Origin of the sequence: Halomonas sp. HL-93 (genome assembly GCF_900086985.1) — a bacterium.
Lineage (GTDB): Bacteria > Pseudomonadota > Gammaproteobacteria > Pseudomonadales > Halomonadaceae > Vreelandella.
The window spans coordinates 2,520,007-2,539,004 of the sequence record NZ_LT593974.1; the positions used below are offsets into that span (position 1 = coordinate 2,520,007).

The window sequence follows — 18,998 nt, forward strand, 5'->3', positions numbered from 1 at the left end:
GAAGGGTCATGCAAGTATGAATGCGGGCAAAAGGATACAGGATAGCCGAAAAGCAAAATGCTGTATATCCAGCCATATTTATCGATAGCGAAGCACGAAAGGGCTTCCCCGCGGATAGGTCTACGAGGGGGCGCTGTAAACCCGTCCCTGGGCGCTACATTTGCCATCCATGGCAAATAACCCCCTCTACGACCTATCCCCGGCGCCCTTTCTACGTGCGACATATGCTCACGACACAATTGCCTGATTACTCCTGCTCAGCCGCCCAAAAGGCTTCAATCAATCCACGACTGGAAGCATCCATCCGCGACAGGTCGCCCTGATGGTCGATGATTTTCTGGGTATCGGTGGCAATCTGTTTGCCAAGCTCAACGCCCCACTGGTCAAACGGGTTGATATCCCACACCACTGCCTGAACAAACACCTTATGCTCATACAGCGCAATCAGCGACCCTAGCGTTGCAGGCGTCAGTTTGTCCAATAACACCGTAGTGGAAGGCTGATTGCCGCGATAGCGCTTATGCTCCGGGCGCGGACCATCGTCATCAATAGCGTCGTCACCAAGCATTAGCACCCGCGACTGAGCAAAACAGTTAGCCAGTGCCAAGCGATGCTGGGCTTTCAAATGGCGACGGGTATCCGGACTCTCCACTTCGTCGTAACGCTTGAGCGGAGCAATAAAGTCGCAAACCACCGGCTGGGTGCCCTGATGAAGCAGTTGATAAAAAGCATGCTGGGCGTTGGGGCCTAACTGCCCCCACAGTACCGGGCAGGTAGAATAGTTAACCGCTTGGCCTTGGCGGGTCACTGACTTTCCGTTGGACTCCATCTCCAACTGCTCAAGGTAGGCAGCGAAATACTCCAAACGGCCGTCGTAAGGCAAAATTGAGTGGGCACGAATATCCAAAAAGTTAACGTTCCAAATACCTGCCAGCCCGAGCAGCACCGGCAAGTTATCGGCCATGGGCGCCTCCTGGAAGTGACGATCCATGGCGTGGGCGCCGGCTAATAGCTCACGGAAATTTTCCATACCAACCACCAGCGCAATCGGCAAGCCAATCGTCCCCCACAGCGAGTAGCGCCCGCCGACCCATTCCCAGAACATCAGCTGGTGGTCGGGGGTGATGCCCCACTCACTCATCTTATCGGGGCTGGCGGAAACACCGATAAAATGCTGGCGAATAATCAACTCAGCACTAACCGGCGTGGCACTAGGCACCTCGCCATGCTTCGACAGCCGCCCTATTAACCAGTCACGAGCGGTATTGGCATTAGACAAGGTGTCAATCGTGGTAAACGACTTCGACGACAGCACGAACAGTGTGGTTTCCGGGTTAAAACGCGTCAGGTAATCGGCGAGCTGCGAACCATCCATGGTCGAGGCAAAATGAACCTCCACTGGATGAATATCGGCAGGACGGAAGTCAGCCAATGCATGGGTGACCATCAGCGGCCCCAAGTCCGATCCACCTACCCCCAGGTTCACCACATGGCGAATCGGTTTACCGGTGGCGCCGCGCCACTGACCCGCGTGCAAACGCTCTACCAAGCGTTCCATTTGGGTGAGGCTTTCATGCACCGACGCCGCCACATCTTCACCTTCTACGTCCAAGCTCGCCCCAGGCGGCAAGCGCAAGGCGGTGTGCAAGGCCGGTCGGTTTTCGCTGACGTTGACACGCTTGCCACTCAGCAGCGCGTCGATCGCCCCCGGCACCCCCGCTTCATCCGCCAGCGCCAGCAGGTGCTCTAGGGTATCGTCATCCCAGCGCTGCTTGGAAAGATCCAAGGTGAGGCCTGCAACCTGGCGGGTAAAATGTGTCCAGCGAGCTGGATCATTGCCAAACAGATTTTTCAAATGGACGTGCTCTAGCGCCTGCGCGTGCTGCTTCAGCATTTGCCATGCGGGTAGCGAATCGGGTGTTGTCCGTGATGATGCAGCCATTTGCCCTCTCCTGTGGCGTCGTTCCGTGCAGGGTCTGTTCTGTCTTACCAAGGTCGCGTAAACTACGCAGCCTCATTAATAATCCTGGCTTGACCATGAGTGATGCATCTTACCGTGACGCTATCTTTTCGACACCCCTGGACAAGGTGGCAAGGTTCTCCTTTGACGAAAAGGTCGTCGCGTGCTTCCCCGACATGATTCGCCGCTCGGTGCCTGGCTACGGGCAGATCCTCGGCATGCTGAGCCTGATCGCCCAGCGCCACCTGCGCCACGGTGCCCATGTCTACGACCTGGGCTGTTCGCTTGGCGCCTCGGGGCTGGCGCTTGCCGGTGCGCTGCCCGCCGATGCGTTTCGCTACACGGGTGTCGATCTTTCCCCCGCCATGGTGGCTCAGGCACGGCAAACGTTTGCCGACGAGTGTGCCGAATATGCCATGCAGGTGGAGGAAGCTGATATTCGCACGCTTGAGTATGCACCGTCGGGGATGATCATCCTCAACTTTACGCTGCAGTTTTTGCCGCCCGCCGACCGCGACGCGCTCTTGAAGAGACTATACGCTGCGCTCGAGCCGGGCGGCGTGCTGATTCTCTCTGAGAAAACCGTCGACGCCGACGAGCGCGACAACGCCTGGCGGGTCGAGCGCTACCATGACTTCAAGCGCGCCAATGGCTACAGTGATCTGGAAATCAGCCAAAAGCGTACCGCCCTTGAGAATGTACTGGTACCGGACACCCTTGAAGCCCTTCACGAACGCCTGAAACAAGCCGGTTTTCCGCGCTCGATGACGTGGTTCCAGTACCTCAACTTCGCCTCGCTGATCGCCTTCAAGCCATGAACATATGGGTTGCGCTGACCGCGGGGGCGCTTGCGCTCTACCTGGCCACCGTCTGGTGGCACTCGCGCAAGCCATTGCCGCCCGGCCTTAGCGTCGAAGGCGAGTGGCGCTCGCCTTTTGCGCCCCGTCTGCTGCTCGACGAGACCTTTATCGATACCCAAGGCCACCGCCAATGTCGGCAGCATATTTTCGATGAGATGATACGCCTGATCGGACAGGCCGAAAAACGCGTGGTGCTGGACATGTTCCAGTTCAACGACCCCGCCGACGACCGCCACGACTGCCATCGCCAGGTTTCGGTGGCCCTGCGCGACGCCCTGCTGACCCGCAAGCGCCAGCGCCCCGATATCGAGATGGTGGTGATTACCGACCCGATCAACACGCTCTACGGCGGGCGCGAACTGAGCCTCCACCAGCAGTTGGAAGCGGCCGGCATCCCTGTGGCGATCACCGACCTGACCATCGGGCGCGACCCCAACCCCAGTTGGACGGCGCTGTGGCGGCTGTGCTTGCGTTGGCTGCAATACTTACCTCGCGGCAGGTGGCTGCCCAACCCGCTCGGCCCCGGCAAGGTCGGCCTGCGCCATTACCTGACCCTGCTCAACCTCAACGCCAACCATCGTAAGACCCTGGTGGTCGATGAGGGGCAGCATTGGACCGCCGTGGTCAGCACCGCCAACGCGGATGACGGCAGCAGCGACTACCGGGACATAGCGCTGCGGGTCTCCGGGAGTGTCGCGCTCGATCTGCTCGCCTCTGAACTTGAGATCGCCGCCCGTAGCGGCGTCAATGTCGGCCGCGCCCCGTCGCCGGTCGCCCGCGCTCCCGTTAGCCCCCATACGCCGCGCCTACGGCTGCTCAGCGAAGGTGCCATCAAGCGCGCCCTGCTCTTGATCATCGACGATGCCCGTGCTGGTGAGAAGCTGGATATCGAGGTGCTGTATCTCTCCCACCGCGGCGTGATTGCCGCTCTGGCCAGGGCGGCAAGACGAGGCGTGGAGGTGCGCGTATTACTCGATCCCAACCACCACGCCTTTGGCGTCGCTGGCAGCGGCATCCCCAACCGGCAGGCGGCCAACGACCTGCTGGCAGCGGGCATCCAACTGCGCTGGAGCGACACCCACGGCGAACAGGCTCATAGCAAGCTGCTGCTGCGCCACGCCGGCGAACGCCCTGCCCACCTGCTGCTGGGCTCGGCCAACTACACCCGGCGCAGCCTCGACGATCTCAACTTCGAAGCCAATCTTGAGTGGGTCGCCGACAGCGATGACACAATCATCGAAGAGGCCCGTGCAGCTTTTGAGCGCCACTGGCACAATACCGACACCGAGCATTACAGTACCGGCCCAGAAGCCTACCTCGACGCCTCTCGTCGCCGCTACTGGCAGTATCGGCTGATGGAAGCCAGCGGCTGGTGCACTTTCTAAGACAGCGAGACACCCCATGCCCCCCCCCCACCGCGAGCTTTACCACGCCTTTATCGAACAAGGCCTGGACACTTGGCTAGCACGCCTGCCCGAGCAACTGGCACGCGGCCTCGACCGCAACCGCCACGGCGACCTGCCCGCCTGGGAAAAAGCCGTCGCCAAACTGCCCGCACTACCCACCGAGCGGCACGTAGATTTAAACAGCGACACTATCACTGTTGATATTGACCTTAGCGATAGCCAGCAGCGCCAATGCTTTAACCTGCTGAGAAAGCTCTCGCCTTGGCGCAAAGGCCCTTTTCAGTTGGGCGGTATTCATATCGACACCGAGTGGCGCTCCGACTGGAAGTGGCAAAGAGTGGCCCCCCATCTTGCACCCCTCGAGTACCGAAAAGTGCTTGATGTAGGCGGTGGCAGTGGCTACCACGCTTGGCGGATAGCCGGGGCAGGCGCTGCTTTCGTGCTGGTCATCGACCCTTCACCGCGTTTTTATTGGCAGTTTCAGGCGGTGCGCCATTTCGTGGGTGATGCGGATGGTGGCAGAACGCAGTTTTTACCGGTGGGCATCGAAGACGTGCCGGAGAACCTGGGCTTTTTTGATACGGCCTTTTCCATGGGCGTGCTCTACCACCGCCCCGCGCCGCTGGAACACCTTCAACAGCTAAAGGCCGCCTTGGCGCCCGGCGGCGAGCTGGTGCTGGAGACCCTGGTGGTGGAAGGCGATGAACAGACGGTGTTTATGCCCGGTGAACGCTACGCCGCCATGCCCAACGTTTACTTCCTGCCCTCCTCCAAGGCGCTATGCCACTGGCTTTCGCGCTGCGGCTTCACCAACGTGCGCGTCGTGGATGAAGCGGTCACGACACTTGACGAGCAGCGCTCCACCGAGTGGATGACCTACCAGTCGCTGGCGGATTTTCTGGATCCCGATGATCGCACCCGCACCATCGAAGGCTACCCTGCTCCGCGCCGGGCAGTGATTCTGGCGAATAAGCCGGGGTAACAAGACTTACCTTCGCAAAATCACCAGCCAACGCCCCAAGTTCATTACGCTGGCAAGCGACGCCGCTACGTAGGTAAACGCGCAGGCCGTAAGCACGTGCCGGGCGCCTTTCATATCGCCAGGGGGCACATACTCTTTTAGTAGCGGCAGGGCCCGATTGAAGCTAGCGTCAAACTCGACCGGCAGCGTCACCAGATGCACCATGGCGGCGGTGCCGAAGCTGATCACGGCCATGACGATCACCAGCGCCAGCCCGCCCGGCAGCCGGGTCAGTAGAAACAGGAATGGCGCCGCCATCATCAATATCGCGCCCAGCTTTTCGGCTTTTTGCGCAACCTTCACCAATCGGCTGCGCGCCAGTAGCGGCGCGTAGCCTTCAAAATGCTGAAGCGCGTGCCCTACTTCGTGGGCAGCCACCGTGACGGCCGTCAACGAGCGGCCGTCGTAGTTATCCGGAGAAAGACGCACACAGCGCGTTTCAGGGTCATAATGGTCACCGAACTCGGTGCGCTCAACGCTCGCTCCCTCTATGCCCAGTCGGCGCAGCAGGTGATCAGCAAGTTCGGCGCCGGTGCCGGGATAATCGTCGCGTCCACGGGTATGGCGTTTAAGGACCCATTTTGCCCAGAGGTTGGGTAATACAAAGATCGCCAGGGCAGCGATAATCAGCACAACGAACATGGCGGCTCCCGAGTCGTCGACGTATTGCCATCACCCATTAAACACTGATTTTGGCGGCACGTGTTGACCCGGCGAGATTAATTGGCAGATCGTTCGTTGACAGTTTCTAGATAGCTTGCAGCCACATCGCGCTTGACGGCATGAAGCCCGCGTGCCGAGATATATCCCTGTGCACGCGCATGCTCGGCAATCAGCACGCTGTCAGCGGCAAGCACTAGCTGGCAGTCGGTGTCGGCTAGTTGGTTGCGTAAATTCTGGATGGCTTGTTCCCGCTCTGGGTTGCGGCCGACCCGGCGAATATAAATGGCCTTAATACGCCCCGGGTAGTCACGGACGATATCGCTATATACCTCGGGGTCATGCTGACCACTATCGCCAATTAAGATGCATGGCAATTCATCAAACAGCGCCAGCATGCGATCAATAAGTAGGCGTTTGTGCGCCTCGGCGCGCCTCGGCCAGGGGTGGCGAAGCGAAACCCCCCATTCACGTAGGAACAGAATCGGCCCTACCGGGATACGATTGAGCTGAAAAAACGCTTCCAGCACTTCATAAATAGCCCAAGGGCCACGGGAGACGTACAAAATAGGTCGTTCAGCTTTTTCACTGCCGCCACGATGCAGCGCTTGATAAAGGGAGGCAACGCCCGGAAACGCCGTGCGCCGATGAGGCTTGCGCACGAACAGGCGATAGAGCATCTTGAGCTTTTCGGCCACCCCGGTGAACATCACGGTATCATCGATATCGCTGATCACCAGAAGATCCGCCTCAGGCGGCGGCACATAGATTTCCACCTGAGCATTAACGGTACTTTGCCCATCAGCCTGCACCTTGATGTCGGCGACATGCCAGGACACATCGATAGGGAGTGCATGGCTAATAGGCAAATGAACATCGAAGTAGCCATCTCGGTCGGTGGTCACACACAGCTGATTGCCACCTAACGAAAGCTCTACTTCTGCCCCGGCAAACCCGCGACGAAAAATTCGCCGAGCAACGTCGGCAGTATCACGCAGCATGCCGCGCCTGGGGATCGCGCGCCCCAATGCCGCTTGGCGGAAAACCCGCCCCATAACAAACACTTCATGCTGCGACCCATAGCCACGGTAGGGATGTACCATCATCCCGCCGCGGCCAAGATCGCGTTTCATGGGTTTGGCGATAACGTGGACAAGCCGCTTAACGAAGCTTGCCCACTGGCGAAGCCACGCCATTAAGCGTGCTGGCCTGAATGACGGCCCTCTTGTAACTCCTCCAGGAGTTTGGCGTTAAATGCATCCAGGTCTTTAGGGGTACGACTGGTGACTAGGCCACTATCGACCACCACCGGCTCATCTACCCAGTCAACGCCAGCATTGCGTAAATCCTGGGCGACACTGGCTACCGACGTCATGCGACGACCATCCACTACGCCCGCATTAATCAGAATCCAAGGCGCATGGCAAATAGCCGCTACCGGTTTCCCCGCCTGAAAGAAGGCTCGTACAAAATCGAGCGCATCATCATTGGTACGAAGCGTATCGGGATTGAACAGGCCACCCGGCAGCACCAGCGCGTGGTAATCGGATTCATTGACGTCAGCAAGGGCTTTATCCGCCTCATACGTGTCACCCCAGTCGGTTTCAGCCCAGGCACGAATGCCTTTGCCTTCTGGGGTAACCACATGAACATCGACGCCATTTTTCTGCAGCGCCGCACGGGGTACGCTTAACTCGGATTCCTCGAAGCCGTCGGCCGCTAATATGGCGACGCGTTTACCGTTTAGTGCTTGATTCATCATGCTCTCCATTTCGTGATGAGGTGACATTAACAACGCCTTACCAGTGTGGCACCTGCTGTATAATCGTCAAGCCGTCAACCTTGTATTTACTGAACTAGGCGTTGTACACCACGTCACCTATTTGACGGATATCGTAGCCACCCAATACCTTGGCACGCTCAGCAAACCGCGGCTGGCGGGTGAAGGCCAACAACGCCTGTACGCTCGGTTCAAAGTAGCTGCGGCGATGCATCATTACGTCGAACTGCTCATCGTAAAGCGGGATAAAGCCGAGCTGTTGGCGACGTGCGGCAGCTTCAACGCCCAACCCTACATCGGCCTCGCCTTGCAGCACGCTTAACGCCAAATCGTCCTCGTTTAAACTCGGGTGCGTGACCCAGCGAATCGCCGTTGTCGCAATCCCCGCTTGTGCCAATAGGTACGTTAAAAGCTGGGCAGCGCCAGCACCAGGCTGGCGATGCGCCACGCGCACTTCAGGACGTGCGAGGTCGGCCATGCCGGTAATCCCCAAAGGGTTGCCCTCAGCGATTAATAACCCTTGACGACGCACTGCCCAGCGCAGCACGACCAGGTCCCTCACGCCCCCCAATCCCAGTTGAATGGGCTGATTGTAGCGCCCGCTTGCGGGGTCAAGCAGATGTACTCCAGCGACCATGGCGCGACTTTCCAACAGGCGACGAACGCCGTCACCGCTGCCGTGAAACAAACTGGCCAAATCCGAGTGGCTTTCGCGGATCGCCCACTCCAGCAGTGGATCCTGGCTGCCTGCCACAACTGCGGGCAGCGGCTGACGTTGCGCCTGATCACCTTCCAGATGGTTGAGCACCCACAAATCCACCTGCTGGCGTGGGAATAGCAGTTTGCCCGTGACTCGGCTGCAGGGGATCTGCCCCTGGCGAACCAGATCATAGACCTTGCGCTCTTTGAGACGCAGGTAGGCAGCGACTTCGCTGGTGGTTAAATACATAGCAGTCGACGGCATCCGCCACTCCATTAGGTTTTATTGTGCATTTAACTGCATATATTTCAGCATCAGATGCATTTACGCACCATTAAGTACATGCTGCCAACATCTTACACAACAAACTTCTCTCACCAGGCTGACCACTGACGATGCCCAATAGTGACAATGCCTTTTTGACGGCGCTGCAGCTTATTTTGCAGATGGATAGTGACCTGTTCTCAATTGTGACGCTATCGCTGCAGGTCTCGCTCGCGGCCGTCGTACTGGCGGCGCTAACGGGTTTACCGCTGGGTGCCGCCCTGGCCCTGTGGCGCTTCCCTGGCCGCAATGGGGTGATCATTTCGCTCAATGCCCTGATGGGCTTGCCTCCCGTGGTGGCGGGGCTATGTGTTTATCTGTTGTTATCGCGCGCCGGGCCTTTGGGTGAAATGGGCTTACTGTTTACCCCCACCGCGATGGTGGTGGCCCAATGGGTGCTGGTGTTGCCCATCATCGCCTCATTGACTCGCCAGCAAGTAGAAGCCCTGCACGGCGAATACGCAGAGCAACTGCAATCACTGGGGTTATCCACGGCGAGAATGATGCCCACTCTGCTATGGGATGCGCGCGTGGGGCTGATCACCGTGATGCTCGCTGGCTTTGGGCGCGCCAGTGCTGAAGTGGGGGCCGTCATGATCGTCGGCGGCAACATCGACGGCGTAACGCGCGTGATGACCACCAGCATCGTGCTCGAAACCAGTAAAGGCAATCTACCCATGGCACTGGGGCTGGGGATTATTCTATTGGCATTGGTGACACTGATTAACGCGCTTGCCCACCTGATGGGCGAAACCGCCAAGAGGCGCTTAGGATGAACGCGCCCTTTCCTACACAAACCCCGATTGCCGACCTGCAGCTGGATAACGTCAGCTTCCAGCACCGAGGGCAACCCCTATTGGCCCCGACCTCGCTGACCCTTTCAGGCTGCCAACGTACGGTCATCATGGGGCCTAACGGGGCCGGCAAAAGCCTGCTGATGCGCCTGGCCCACGGGTTACTTGCGCCCACCAGCGGAAGCGTCCGCTGGCAAGGTGCGACGCCGATACAGGCCATGGTGTTCCAACGCCCTGTGCTACTGCGCCGCTCGGCGCTCGACAACCTGACCTACGTGCTGGGCATCCATAAAGTGCCCCGCGCCCAGCGCAAAGCGCGTGCCTTTCAAGCGCTCGCTACCTTTGGATTAACCGCGCTGGCTCACCGCCCGGCCCGCGTGCTGTCAGGCGGTGAACAGCAACGTCTGGCCCTGGCCCGCGCCTGGCTGCTTAACCCGGATGTGTTGTTCCTGGACGAAGCCACCTCGGCGCTGGACCCAGCCGCTATTAAAGCCGTCGAAGATGCCGTGTTGAAATTCCATGCTAGCGGCACCCGCATTGTCATGACCACTCATGATTTACATCAGGCTAAACGCTTGGCCGATGACGTGGTGTTTTTGCACAACGGGCAAATACGGGAGCACAGCCCGGCCGACACTTTTTTCTCTACGCCCCACTCGTCAGAAGGGCGCGCGTTTATTCAGGGTGAGCTGGTTTGGTAGCCCTGGTATTCCTCACCACAAGAAGGGATCGTGATATGAAAAAGACCACAGTAGTAACGAGCATAAGCCTGCTAAGCCTGGCTTGGAACGGCCTTGTGCTGGCCGATAGCGATTACATCACTCTGGCCTCCACCACTTCGACGGAAAACTCGGGGTTGTTTGATGCCATCATTCCCCAGTTTACCGACAAGACCGATATTGATGTGCGTGTCGTCGCAGTGGGCACCGGCCAGGCGTTTGAAACCGCCCGGCGCGGTGATGCCGATAGCCTGCTGGTACACGACACGGAGGGGGAAGAACAGTTTGTCGCCGATGGTTACGCCACCGAGCGACAAAACGTAATGTACAACGATTTCGTGATCGTCGGTCCCCAGGACGATCCCGCTGGCATTGAAGACAGCGACTCAATCGACGACGCCATGCAGCGTATCGCCGAAAGCGAATCACCGTTTGCCTCGCGCGGAGACGACAGTGGCACGCACCGCGCCGAGCAGCGTCTTTGGGAAAGCGCGTCTATTGAGCCAAGCGGCGAATGGTACCGCGAACTGGGCAGCGGCATGGGCCCAACGCTTAACACCGCCGCCGGAATGGGCGCGTATTCCTTTACCGACCGCGCCACCTGGGTCGCCTTTGAAAATCCTCAGGACTTAACGCTGCTTTATGAAGGCGACGAAGCGCTATTCAATCAGTACGGCAGCCTGCTGATGTCGGAAGACAAGCACCCACACTTAAAGCATGATCTCGCCGCCCAGTGGCATGAATGGCTCGTCTCTGAAGAGGGCCAGCAAGCCATCGCCGACTACACAGTCGATGGCCAACAGCTGTTTTTCCCCAACGCCCAATAACCTGCCGAGGCATAAACAGTGAAAAGCCCCAATGGCATGCGCCATTGGGGCTTTTATCTCACCATGGCCTTATCTTGGCCAGTTGATACCGCCTAGACACCTATAGCAACTGGCGAATATCCTTGGCTTCCCAGTGCGGAAAATGCTTACGTACCAGGGCGTTAAGGTCACGCTCAAACGCCGCCCAGTCTGTTTTCCCAGAACCGCCATCTGACGCATTGGCCACGCCACGGATCATCCCGGCGCCGACGGTGACGTTGGTCAGCCGATCAACAATAATAAAACTGCCGGTGCCAGGACTGCTGCGATAATCATCCACCGGAATCGCCGCCGTCAGCTCGACTTCGCAGCGCGCAATCGCATTCAGGCTCAGCGAGTCAGCGGCGTGCTTTTCAAGCGTATTTACATCTATCTGATAATCAATCGCGCTGACCTGCCCTGAGAGGTCCCGCGTAGCGAGCTTAAAGTCATATAGCTTGCCCGGCGCCAGCGCGTCCTCATGCATCCACACGATGTCTGCTGTAAAGGCGTTGGACAAAGGCAGCTCTTCCTTGGCGCTGACCAGCCAGTCCCCACGCGAGATGTCGATCTCATCCTCAAGCGTGACGGTAATCGCCTGGCCGGGGTACGCCGCACTTAAATCGCCGTCGAAGGTAACAATCCGTGCAACCCGCGAGGTTTTACCCGACGGCAACACTTTTACGTCCTGCCCAGGGCGCAACACGCCGGCTGCCAAGGTGCCGCAATAGCCACGAAAGTCCAGATTCGGCCGGTTCACATACTGTATCGGCAAGCGCAGATCATTGAGGTTCTGGTCATAGGTCACCTCGACACTTTCCAGCAGCTCAATCAGCGTTTTGCCTTCGTAACCCGCGGTGAAATACCAAGGCGTCTGCTCGCTGGGATTGACAACGTTATCGCCCTTTAACGCCGACATCGGCACAAAGCGAATATCTGGAGCGTTCAGATTGGTCGCAAAGGCACGGTACTCCTCGACAATTTCGTTAAAGCGCTGCTCGGAGAAGTCGACCAGGTCCATCTTATTGACCGCAATGACCAAGTGCTGGATACCCAGCAAATCGGCAATAAAGCTGTGACGGCGGGTTTGCGTCTGCACGCCATAGCGCGCATCAATCAAAATCACCGCCAAGCTTGCAGTAGACGCTCCGGTGGCCATGTTGCGGGTGTACTGCTCGTGCCCTGGCGTATCGGCAATAATGAACTTGCGCTTGTCGGTGGAGAAAAACCGGTAGGCAACATCAATGGTAATGCCCTGTTCGCGCTCCGACTGCAGGCCATCGACCAGCAGCGCAAGATCGACGGTATCGCCGGTCGTGCCGCTGGTTTTGGAGGCCTGGGTAATCGCCGCCAGCTGATCCTCAAAGATCATTTTGGAGTCATGAAGCATCCGGCCAATCAGCGTGGACTTGCCGTCGTCGACGCTGCCGCAGGTAATAAAGCGCAGCAGGTCCTTGTTTTCGTGTTCGTGAAGGTATTGCTCGATGTTATCGGCAATTAAATTGGATTGGTGAGCCATTAGAAGTACCCCTCACGCTTTTTCTTTTCCATCGAGCCGGCTTGGTCGTGGTCGATGGCGCGGCCGCTGCGTTCGCTGGTTTTGGTCAGCAGCATTTCCTGGATGACCTCGGGCAAGGTGGCGGCTTTGGATTCCACCGCGCCGGTAAGCGGGTAGCAGCCTAAGGTTCTGAAGCGCACCCACTTCTCTTCCGGTACTTCGCCCGGCTCCAGCGGCAGGCGGTCGTCGTCGACCATGATCTGCATGCCGTCACGCTCGACCACGGGGCGCGGGGCTGACAGGTACAAGGGCACAATGGGGATCGATTCCAGGTAGATGTACTGCCAGATATCCAGCTCGGTCCAGTTGGAGAGCGGGAACACGCGGATCGATTCGCCCTTGTTGACCTTGGCGTTGTAGATATTCCACAGCTCCGGGCGCTGTTTTTTCGGGTCCCAGCGGTGGTATTTATCGCGGAAGGAGTAGACACGCTCCTTGGCACGGGAGGCTTCTTCATCGCGCCGGGCACCGCCGAACGCCGCATCAAAGCCGTGCTTGTCCAGCGCTTGCTTGAGCGCCTGGGTTTTCATGATGTCGGTGTACTTGGCGCTGCCGTGGTCGAACGGATTGATGTTCGCCGTACGACCTTCTTCGTTGGTGTGAACGATAAGCTCCATGCCCGCATCGGCTGCCATGCGGTTGCGGAACTCGATCATCTCGCGGAATTTCCAGGTCGTATCGATGTGCATCAGCGGGAACGGCGGCGTACCGGGATAAAACGCCTTGCGCGCCAGATGCAGCATGACCGAAGAATCTTTACCGATGGAGTACATCATCACCGGGTTGGAAAACTCGGCGGCGACTTCGCGGATGATGTGGATCGATTCTGCTTCAAGCTCTTTTAAGTGCGTCATGCGCGCAGCGCTTGGCGCGCCTGGCATCTCAGTCCGCGATGCGGCTGAGAGAGTGGAAAACTGGGACATGGCCAACTACCTCACAAAAACAAACCCTGTGGCACTGCGTAAAAACGCTGAGCGCTAGAATGTGGGTAGGGTAACGTCTCGGCAATAATAACCCAAAAGAATTAATAACTATCTTTTTATGCCTTTCCCGCCTAACAGGTCAAAAAGCCGCCATAGCGGCTATACCGTGACGCGCTCAATCCAGGTATCCCACTGTTGATCCTTGAGATCAACGATGCGATAACCTGGGCGCGAAGCCTCATCAATCATGAAATGTTTGGCACCGGGCATGAATTGATCAGAAATCGCCGGGCAGCCATAAACCGCAACATCATGTTCACCCACCCTGTGATGCTGCGCATAGGCTTGGTGAGCATGGCCAAAAAGGATGACCTTGACCTGGGGATGCGCGCTGAGGATGTCCCAGAACGCATCACGGTCTTGTAAACCGATGGCATCCATCCAGGCGGCGCCGACATCAACTGGGGGATGATGCATTACTATTAAGGTAGGTCTTTCATCCCCCTTCAGCTTTGCGGATAGCGAGGCTAGCGCCTCTTGGCCCAACTCACCGTACGGCCCGCCCTCTACCTGGGTGTGGAGCAGCAGCATGCGCCAAGGCGGCAACGCCACTTCATCATGCAGCGGATGCGTTTCTAGCATAAGCGCAGGCTGGTCGTGATTGCCTGCCAGCCACACCCAAGGGCATGACAGTTGCGACATCGCTTCATAAGCCAGCGTATAAGATGCTGCCGTTTCGTCCTGGCTAATATCACCGCTGAACACCACCAGATCGGGCTGTTCCGTGATGACCGCTTGCAGCACGCGCTGTAAGTGTCGCCATGGAACACCGGCTCGGGAACGCGTTTGTTTATCCGCGTAAAGGTGAGCGTCGGTGATTTGTATCAGCCGCATCAGGGTAGCTCCGGCACATCAACGGTATGCCCATGGGCTAATGCATGGGCCAGCCATTCGCCGAGAAAGCGATTCAATTGAAGCTTTTCATCAGGCTGATGCATCCGGGCATTGGGGTAGCGGTAGCGCCCTTTGAAATGGCGCTCGCGTTGAAAGTCGGTGACTTCCGCCATGCGCACATCATGGTAAAGATGGACACGCATTCGCGGGCCTTCCCACAAGGTGTCCATCGGACTGCTCTGCGTCACTTCCACCATGGTGGTGTAGGGAGCGTGCTGCAAAATCGTCAGGTGTAAATCGCCGAAGTACTGGTCATCGCCGCGCAAGGCAATGTCGCGACGCTGGCCGCTTTCAAGCTCACCTACCAGGCGAACCAAACGCAAGTAGTTGGCGCTGCATTCGGCTTGTAGCGTCTTCAAATCGGTGACATAAGCCATTTTCGCCATGATCACTCCTTGTCAGTTTCGCCCTGCGGGGGGATTGGCTGGAAGGCGGCGCGTAGTGAAGCGCGCTGGCCTGCTAACCAATGCATTCCAATCAAGCACATGGCGTTGTCGAGTCTTCCCGTACCCAGGAGTTCCCAAGCGGTGGGAAAAGACACGACATGAACACGAATATCTTCGTGCTCTTCATCAAGGCCATGAATCCCGCCTAGCCCCTGCGTATTAACTAAGCCGCAAAACAACGTCACGCGTTCATTGCAGGCCCCTGGACTGGGGTAGTAAGTGTGTAATTTGGTGAGCTTTTCCACACGACAACCCGCCTCCTCAATGGCCTCGCGGCGAGCAACGTCTTCAAGTGACTCGTCCTGCTCCACAAGGCCCGCCACGAGTTCTAGCTTCCACGGGGTGTGCGGGTCATCGACGGCGCCTGCGCGAAACTGCTCTACCAGCACTAGGGCATCGTGCTCGGGGTCGTAAAGCAGCACGCCCACGGCATCAAAGCGATGATGGACTTCACGACGCATGACACCGCTCCACCCCCCTTCAAATAAGCGATGGCGAAGCTCAAGTGCTTCTAAACGAAAAAAACCTTGGTGCAAGGTTTCACGTTTGAGCAGTTCAACATCTTGGCGGCCTAGCGGCGTGTCGAGTAAAAGCGTGCTGGCGCTGGATGCCATTGGGCGCTCCCAGTGATAACAATCGTCCTATTATCAATGCTTGTCACTGGGAATGCCAATTTGGCGAAATTACGCTACAACTCGCCGAGCATCGCCTCGGCCTCACGGCGCAACGCTTCATCGGATTGCTGGCGATCTTCTCGGGCGCTGCCGTCCACAGCGCGCTGGGCATGTTCTCGGGCCGCCTGAGTATTGCCTTCTTCCTGCAAAAAAGCCGCGTAGTAATAGTTTACGTCGATTCCATCAGGGCGAATCTCCAGCGCGCGCTGGAACATGTCGTCCGCCGTGTCACTATCGCCAAAACCGATCAAGCCCCCGGGCACACGGTCGTATAGCGCGCCTAATGTCACATAGGCCGAACCGTTATTGCCTTGTGGGTCGATCTCTACGGCACGTTCAAGCGTATCACGGGCGTCCTTGGCAACGCCCAATGCTCCGAGGCCACCGCGCTCACGGGCATAAGCCGCCAATATGACACCTTTCCAAACCAAAACTTCGGCTTCGTCACGGTGTTGCTCGGCAAGCTGGTTGACTTCATCTACTAAGCCGTTCAGCGCTTCCTCGCGCTCGCTTTCAGGCATCTCGGTCACCGTGTGCTCCCAGCGATTTTTAAGCGAGTAAAGATCGCTTTCATAGGCCACAGCGTTAAACGATGCGAGCGCCAATGAACCACTGAGTGCGGTCAATGCGAAATAGCGAATCAGGTTTGAGTGCGCCATTATCTACTCCTTGGATTGTTGTTATCCGATAAATGCATGTGGGAAAGTAAGCCACCCAGACAATGTAACGAACGTTTGAATGAATCGCCAGTCGCAAATCATTTACACGACTTTTGGCCCAGCTATGGCAAATCACGTTAAAGTAGGTGTCGCCTCACCAAAAGGGAGTTGGCAATGAAAGGCCGCAATATGACCCGCTGGCGCGATCCGGCAAAAGACCCGCGCCAGGAACCCAAAAGCAACCTGATTACCGCTGAGGGCGCAGCACGTCTGCGGGGTATTCTAGATCACCTCTCGCGGGTAAAACGCCCGCAAATTTCGGCGAAAGTGGGCGAAGCGGCGGCCCAGGGTGACCGCAGTGAAAACGCGGATTACACCTACAATAAAAAGGAACTCAATCGCGTTATTGCCCGTATCAGTTACCTCACCAAACGCTTGGATGAACTCCAAGTGGTTGACCGTTTACCTGCCAACACCGATAAAATATTTTTCGGTGCCTTTGTCAGCCTGGAAGATGAAGACGGCGAAGTACTGTATATCCGCATTGTTGGCCACGATGAAACCGATACGCAAAAACGCTGGATCAGCATCGATGCACCCATGGCGAAAGCCCTGCTGGGCAAGGAAGTGGGCGATGATATAACGGTGCTCACGCCCAATGGCGAGACGTTCTACACCGTAACAACCATTGAGTACGCCCCTAAACGGTAATTAACGCCGCTGCGCGCGATACACTCTGAAGCGGCGATTATCCGCCAGGGTTTGAAATTGCTGAAAAGCGTTCTGGAGCAGATCGGGGTACGGTAAAAAGGCGTTGGCGACCATCAACAGCTGACCTCCCGAGGTCAAGTGGGCCGGTGCTTGGCTGATTAATCGCTGACTTGGCCCATAGCTGATATCACGCTCTTGATGAAACGGCGGATTACTGACGATGATGTCAAAGGACTCGTCTTGTAAGGCGTTATAGACATCGCTTTGCAATACGCGGCCTTCCAGGCCGTTAATGCTCAGTGTGCGCTTGGTCGATTCAACCGCAAACGCGCTGACATCAACGGCGGTTACCTGATGCCCCTGTTGCGCAAGCCATGCGCTGATAATCCCGTCGCCGCAGCCCATATCCAGCACGCGCTGCGGCGGTCGGGGAAGCTCGTTTTCTAAGCCCTCCAGCAGCAGTTGGGTACCCTCATCTACCTTGCCGTGCCCAAACACGCCGGGGTGGCTCACCAACGTGACGCCTAGCGCATCGAAGCGCTTCCACACATCTTCCGAGGCGGCAGCCTTTACCGTGCGGGTCGCAAACAACGAACAGCGTCGGGCATTATCCAGCTTGTCGCAGCACATCTCGCGTTCGGCGAGCACCTTGGGCACTCGCTTGATGCCGCCATTATGCTCACCGACAATGTCTACCGGCGTATCGGCGGGTAACACTTCGCATAACCACTGCAGCCACCAAATACCCAACTGATGGGCTTTAGGCCAGAACAGCACCACGTCGCCTGTCAAATGCGCGCCGCTCTCATCCGCAAAGGGGGTAAATGCCAGCTTATCGCGAGCGCGCCAAGCGTTGAGCACGGCTAAATCACCACTGATCACGCCATATGACTGCTCAATCAGCCAAGGATCTAGCGGCGGGCCCACCACCCAAAGCGGCGCATGACGCGCTGGCTGTCGTTCTAATAGTTGGCAGGCGGGTGATTGAGCACTCATGCGACAGACTCCGGTTTGCTGAGGGTATAAAGCAGGTAGCGACCCAGCCGCCAATGGGGGTCGTATTGGCAATACTGCTTTTCGAGCGCCAGCAGTTTGTCACGCTCGGCGTCACTGGTCGGCGGGTGTTGAAGATAATCCTGGAAGATACGAATCCCGGCTACGGACTCGATAGTCAGATGGTGACCCGCGCTCCACTGCACTACCTGGTCGTGGGTCACCGGCGAGATTGGCGTCAGGCGCTGGCGCTTGCCCTGCCCCTCCAACCGGTCGCTCAGCGCCTTGTCCACGTTGCCCTTCAGCGCGTTGGAAAAACGCAGCGCATCGCGATTGAAGACCATCAGGCTCAACTGCCCGCCCGGCGCCAAAAGCGCCGCCAATGACGCCAGCGCCGCGCGCGGATCACCCAGCCATTCCAGCACGGCATGGCAGGTGATCAGCGGCCAGGGGCCGGGGTGCTCATCGGCCAATTGCTGCAACGGCGTCTGCCCATAGGTGATCGCCTGCGAGGAAAGTTCGTCGCATGCCGCATGCCACTGCCGGGCATAGGCCAGCATGTCGGCGGATGGCTCGGTCATTGTGACGGCGTGCCCTCGCTTGGCAAACCACGCGGCCTGCTGGCCGAGCCCGCCGCCAACGTCGAGTACCGACTGCTGGTTCAGCTCCAGCATTTGCGGCAATAAATGGTCGAGCATGGCCAGGCGCAGCTCACCCCGCGGCGCCTGGTAGAGCGAGCGGGAAAACTTGTCCACCAGGCCATCGAAGTACCGATCCCCCGCTTCGCTTAATTCTTCAATTCGCTGCATGCCTGAAGCCAGTTGTGGTTTCAAAGTCGGCTAGTTTACCTTGCTTGGACGGTGCTTTCTGCCAAAACTAACATCCTGATGTGGGCAAACCTTTCATCTAGGACCTAAGTATATTTTTCTCCCTGCATGGAAAACTTGGCGTTTGAGGATGGCAGCACTTTGAGCTCGCAGAGGAACGATGTCTCAAGCGGCAACTATAAAT

General features: G+C 57.8%; 20 protein-coding genes. 7 read left to right on the forward strand and 13 right to left on the reverse strand.

The window, feature by feature from the left end; genetic code table 11:
* Positions 1-247 precede the first annotated feature (247 nt).
* Positions 248-1,942: a glucose-6-phosphate isomerase gene (pgi, locus tag GA0071314_RS11725; RefSeq protein WP_074396812.1), complete on the reverse strand. Its 1,695-nt coding sequence runs from the start codon at positions 1,940-1,942 to the stop codon at positions 248-250.
* 95 nt (positions 1,943-2,037) lie between these two features.
* Here pgi and cmoA point away from each other — a divergent pair, with 95 nt between their 5' ends.
* Genes cmoA through cmoB form a run of 3 tightly spaced genes read left to right on the forward strand, consistent with a single transcriptional unit; the run spans position 2,038 to position 5,208 of the window.
* The gene (gene cmoA, locus GA0071314_RS11730; protein ID WP_074396813.1) at positions 2,038-2,778 is read left to right on the forward strand and encodes a carboxy-S-adenosyl-L-methionine synthase CmoA; all 741 of its coding nucleotides are present in this window, start codon (positions 2,038-2,040) and stop codon (positions 2,776-2,778) included.
* The gene (locus tag GA0071314_RS11735) at positions 2,775-4,205 is read left to right on the forward strand and encodes a phospholipase D-like domain-containing protein (protein ID WP_074396814.1); all 1,431 of its coding nucleotides are present in this window, start codon (positions 2,775-2,777) and stop codon (positions 4,203-4,205) included. The genes cmoA and GA0071314_RS11735 overlap by 4 nt, the downstream gene beginning before the upstream one ends.
* A gap of 16 nt (positions 4,206-4,221) precedes the next feature.
* A complete protein-coding gene (gene cmoB, locus GA0071314_RS11740) occupies positions 4,222-5,208 on the forward strand; it encodes a tRNA 5-methoxyuridine(34)/uridine 5-oxyacetic acid(34) synthase CmoB (RefSeq protein ID WP_074396815.1) in 987 nt (328 codons plus the stop codon).
* Positions 5,209-5,214: 6 nt separating this feature from the next.
* Here the strand turns inward: cmoB and GA0071314_RS11745 are convergent, their stop codons facing one another.
* From GA0071314_RS11745 to GA0071314_RS11760, 4 genes are all read right to left on the reverse strand, one after another.
* Positions 5,215-5,889: a zinc metallopeptidase gene (locus GA0071314_RS11745; protein ID WP_074396816.1), complete on the reverse strand. Its 675-nt coding sequence runs from the start codon at positions 5,887-5,889 to the stop codon at positions 5,215-5,217.
* A gap of 77 nt (positions 5,890-5,966) precedes the next feature.
* Positions 5,967-7,103 carry an App1 family protein gene (locus GA0071314_RS11750; RefSeq protein ID WP_074396817.1) on the reverse strand — a complete coding sequence of 379 codons (1,137 nt, stop codon included), beginning with the start codon at positions 7,101-7,103 and terminating at the stop codon, positions 5,967-5,969.
* Positions 7,103-7,666 carry a type 1 glutamine amidotransferase domain-containing protein gene (locus GA0071314_RS11755; RefSeq protein ID WP_074398518.1) on the reverse strand — a complete coding sequence of 188 codons (564 nt, stop codon included), beginning with the start codon at positions 7,664-7,666 and terminating at the stop codon, positions 7,103-7,105. Before GA0071314_RS11755 ends, GA0071314_RS11750 begins: the two co-directional genes overlap by 1 nt.
* A gap of 97 nt (positions 7,667-7,763) precedes the next feature.
* Positions 7,764-8,651, reverse strand: a complete 888-nt coding sequence (locus GA0071314_RS11760; protein ID WP_074396818.1) for a helix-turn-helix transcriptional regulator — start codon at positions 8,649-8,651, stop codon at positions 7,764-7,766.
* Between the two features lie 131 nt (positions 8,652-8,782).
* On the opposite strand from GA0071314_RS11760, the gene GA0071314_RS11765 reads away from it, so the two are divergent.
* The 3 genes from GA0071314_RS11765 to GA0071314_RS11775 are packed head-to-tail and all read left to right on the forward strand — an operon-like array spanning position 8,783 to position 11,051.
* Complete coding sequence (locus tag GA0071314_RS11765; protein ID WP_074396819.1) at positions 8,783-9,487, forward strand: ABC transporter permease; 705 nt, start codon at positions 8,783-8,785, stop codon at positions 9,485-9,487.
* A complete protein-coding gene (locus GA0071314_RS11770; protein ID WP_074396820.1) occupies positions 9,484-10,206 on the forward strand; it encodes an ATP-binding cassette domain-containing protein in 723 nt (240 codons plus the stop codon). The genes GA0071314_RS11765 and GA0071314_RS11770 overlap by 4 nt, the downstream gene beginning before the upstream one ends.
* Positions 10,207-10,241: 35 nt before the next feature.
* Positions 10,242-11,051: a substrate-binding domain-containing protein gene (locus GA0071314_RS11775; RefSeq protein ID WP_074396821.1), complete on the forward strand. Its 810-nt coding sequence runs from the start codon at positions 10,242-10,244 to the stop codon at positions 11,049-11,051.
* 100 nt (positions 11,052-11,151) lie between these two features.
* Here the strand turns inward: GA0071314_RS11775 and cysN are convergent, their stop codons facing one another.
* The 6 genes from cysN to GA0071314_RS11805 form a co-directional block, all read right to left on the reverse strand.
* Entirely contained in the window at positions 11,152-12,588 is a 1,437-nt protein-coding gene (cysN, locus tag GA0071314_RS11780) for a sulfate adenylyltransferase subunit CysN (RefSeq protein WP_074396822.1), read from the reverse strand.
* A complete protein-coding gene (cysD, locus tag GA0071314_RS11785; RefSeq protein WP_442905888.1) occupies positions 12,588-13,550 on the reverse strand; it encodes a sulfate adenylyltransferase subunit CysD in 963 nt (320 codons plus the stop codon). Before cysD ends, cysN begins: the two co-directional genes overlap by 1 nt.
* 159 nt (positions 13,551-13,709) lie before the next feature.
* Positions 13,710-14,444, reverse strand: coding sequence for a metallophosphoesterase (locus tag GA0071314_RS11790; protein WP_074396824.1), 735 nt, complete (start codon positions 14,442-14,444; stop codon positions 13,710-13,712).
* The gene (locus GA0071314_RS11795) at positions 14,444-14,890 is read right to left on the reverse strand and encodes a DUF1249 domain-containing protein (RefSeq protein ID WP_074396825.1); all 447 of its coding nucleotides are present in this window, start codon (positions 14,888-14,890) and stop codon (positions 14,444-14,446) included. The genes GA0071314_RS11790 and GA0071314_RS11795 overlap by 1 nt, the downstream gene beginning before the upstream one ends.
* A 2-nt stretch (positions 14,891-14,892) precedes the next feature.
* The gene (locus GA0071314_RS11800) at positions 14,893-15,564 is read right to left on the reverse strand and encodes an NUDIX domain-containing protein (RefSeq protein ID WP_074396826.1); all 672 of its coding nucleotides are present in this window, start codon (positions 15,562-15,564) and stop codon (positions 14,893-14,895) included.
* A gap of 74 nt (positions 15,565-15,638) precedes the next feature.
* Positions 15,639-16,283, reverse strand: a complete 645-nt coding sequence (locus tag GA0071314_RS11805; protein WP_074396827.1) for a hypothetical protein — start codon at positions 16,281-16,283, stop codon at positions 15,639-15,641.
* Between the two features lie 174 nt (positions 16,284-16,457).
* On the opposite strand from GA0071314_RS11805, the gene greB reads away from it, so the two are divergent.
* Complete coding sequence (greB, locus tag GA0071314_RS11810; protein WP_074396828.1) at positions 16,458-16,994, forward strand: transcription elongation factor GreB; 537 nt, start codon at positions 16,458-16,460, stop codon at positions 16,992-16,994.
* Here greB and GA0071314_RS11815 read toward each other — a convergent pair whose 3' ends face one another.
* Together GA0071314_RS11815 and GA0071314_RS11820 are read right to left on the reverse strand one after the other, a co-directional pair.
* Positions 16,995-17,990, reverse strand: coding sequence for a methyltransferase (locus tag GA0071314_RS11815; RefSeq protein ID WP_074396829.1), 996 nt, complete (start codon positions 17,988-17,990; stop codon positions 16,995-16,997).
* Positions 17,987-18,796 (reverse strand): methyltransferase domain-containing protein, encoded by an 810-nt coding sequence (locus GA0071314_RS11820; protein ID WP_074396830.1) that lies wholly within the window; start codon positions 18,794-18,796, stop codon positions 17,987-17,989. The genes GA0071314_RS11815 and GA0071314_RS11820 overlap by 4 nt, the downstream gene beginning before the upstream one ends.
* Positions 18,797-18,998 lie beyond the last annotated feature (202 nt).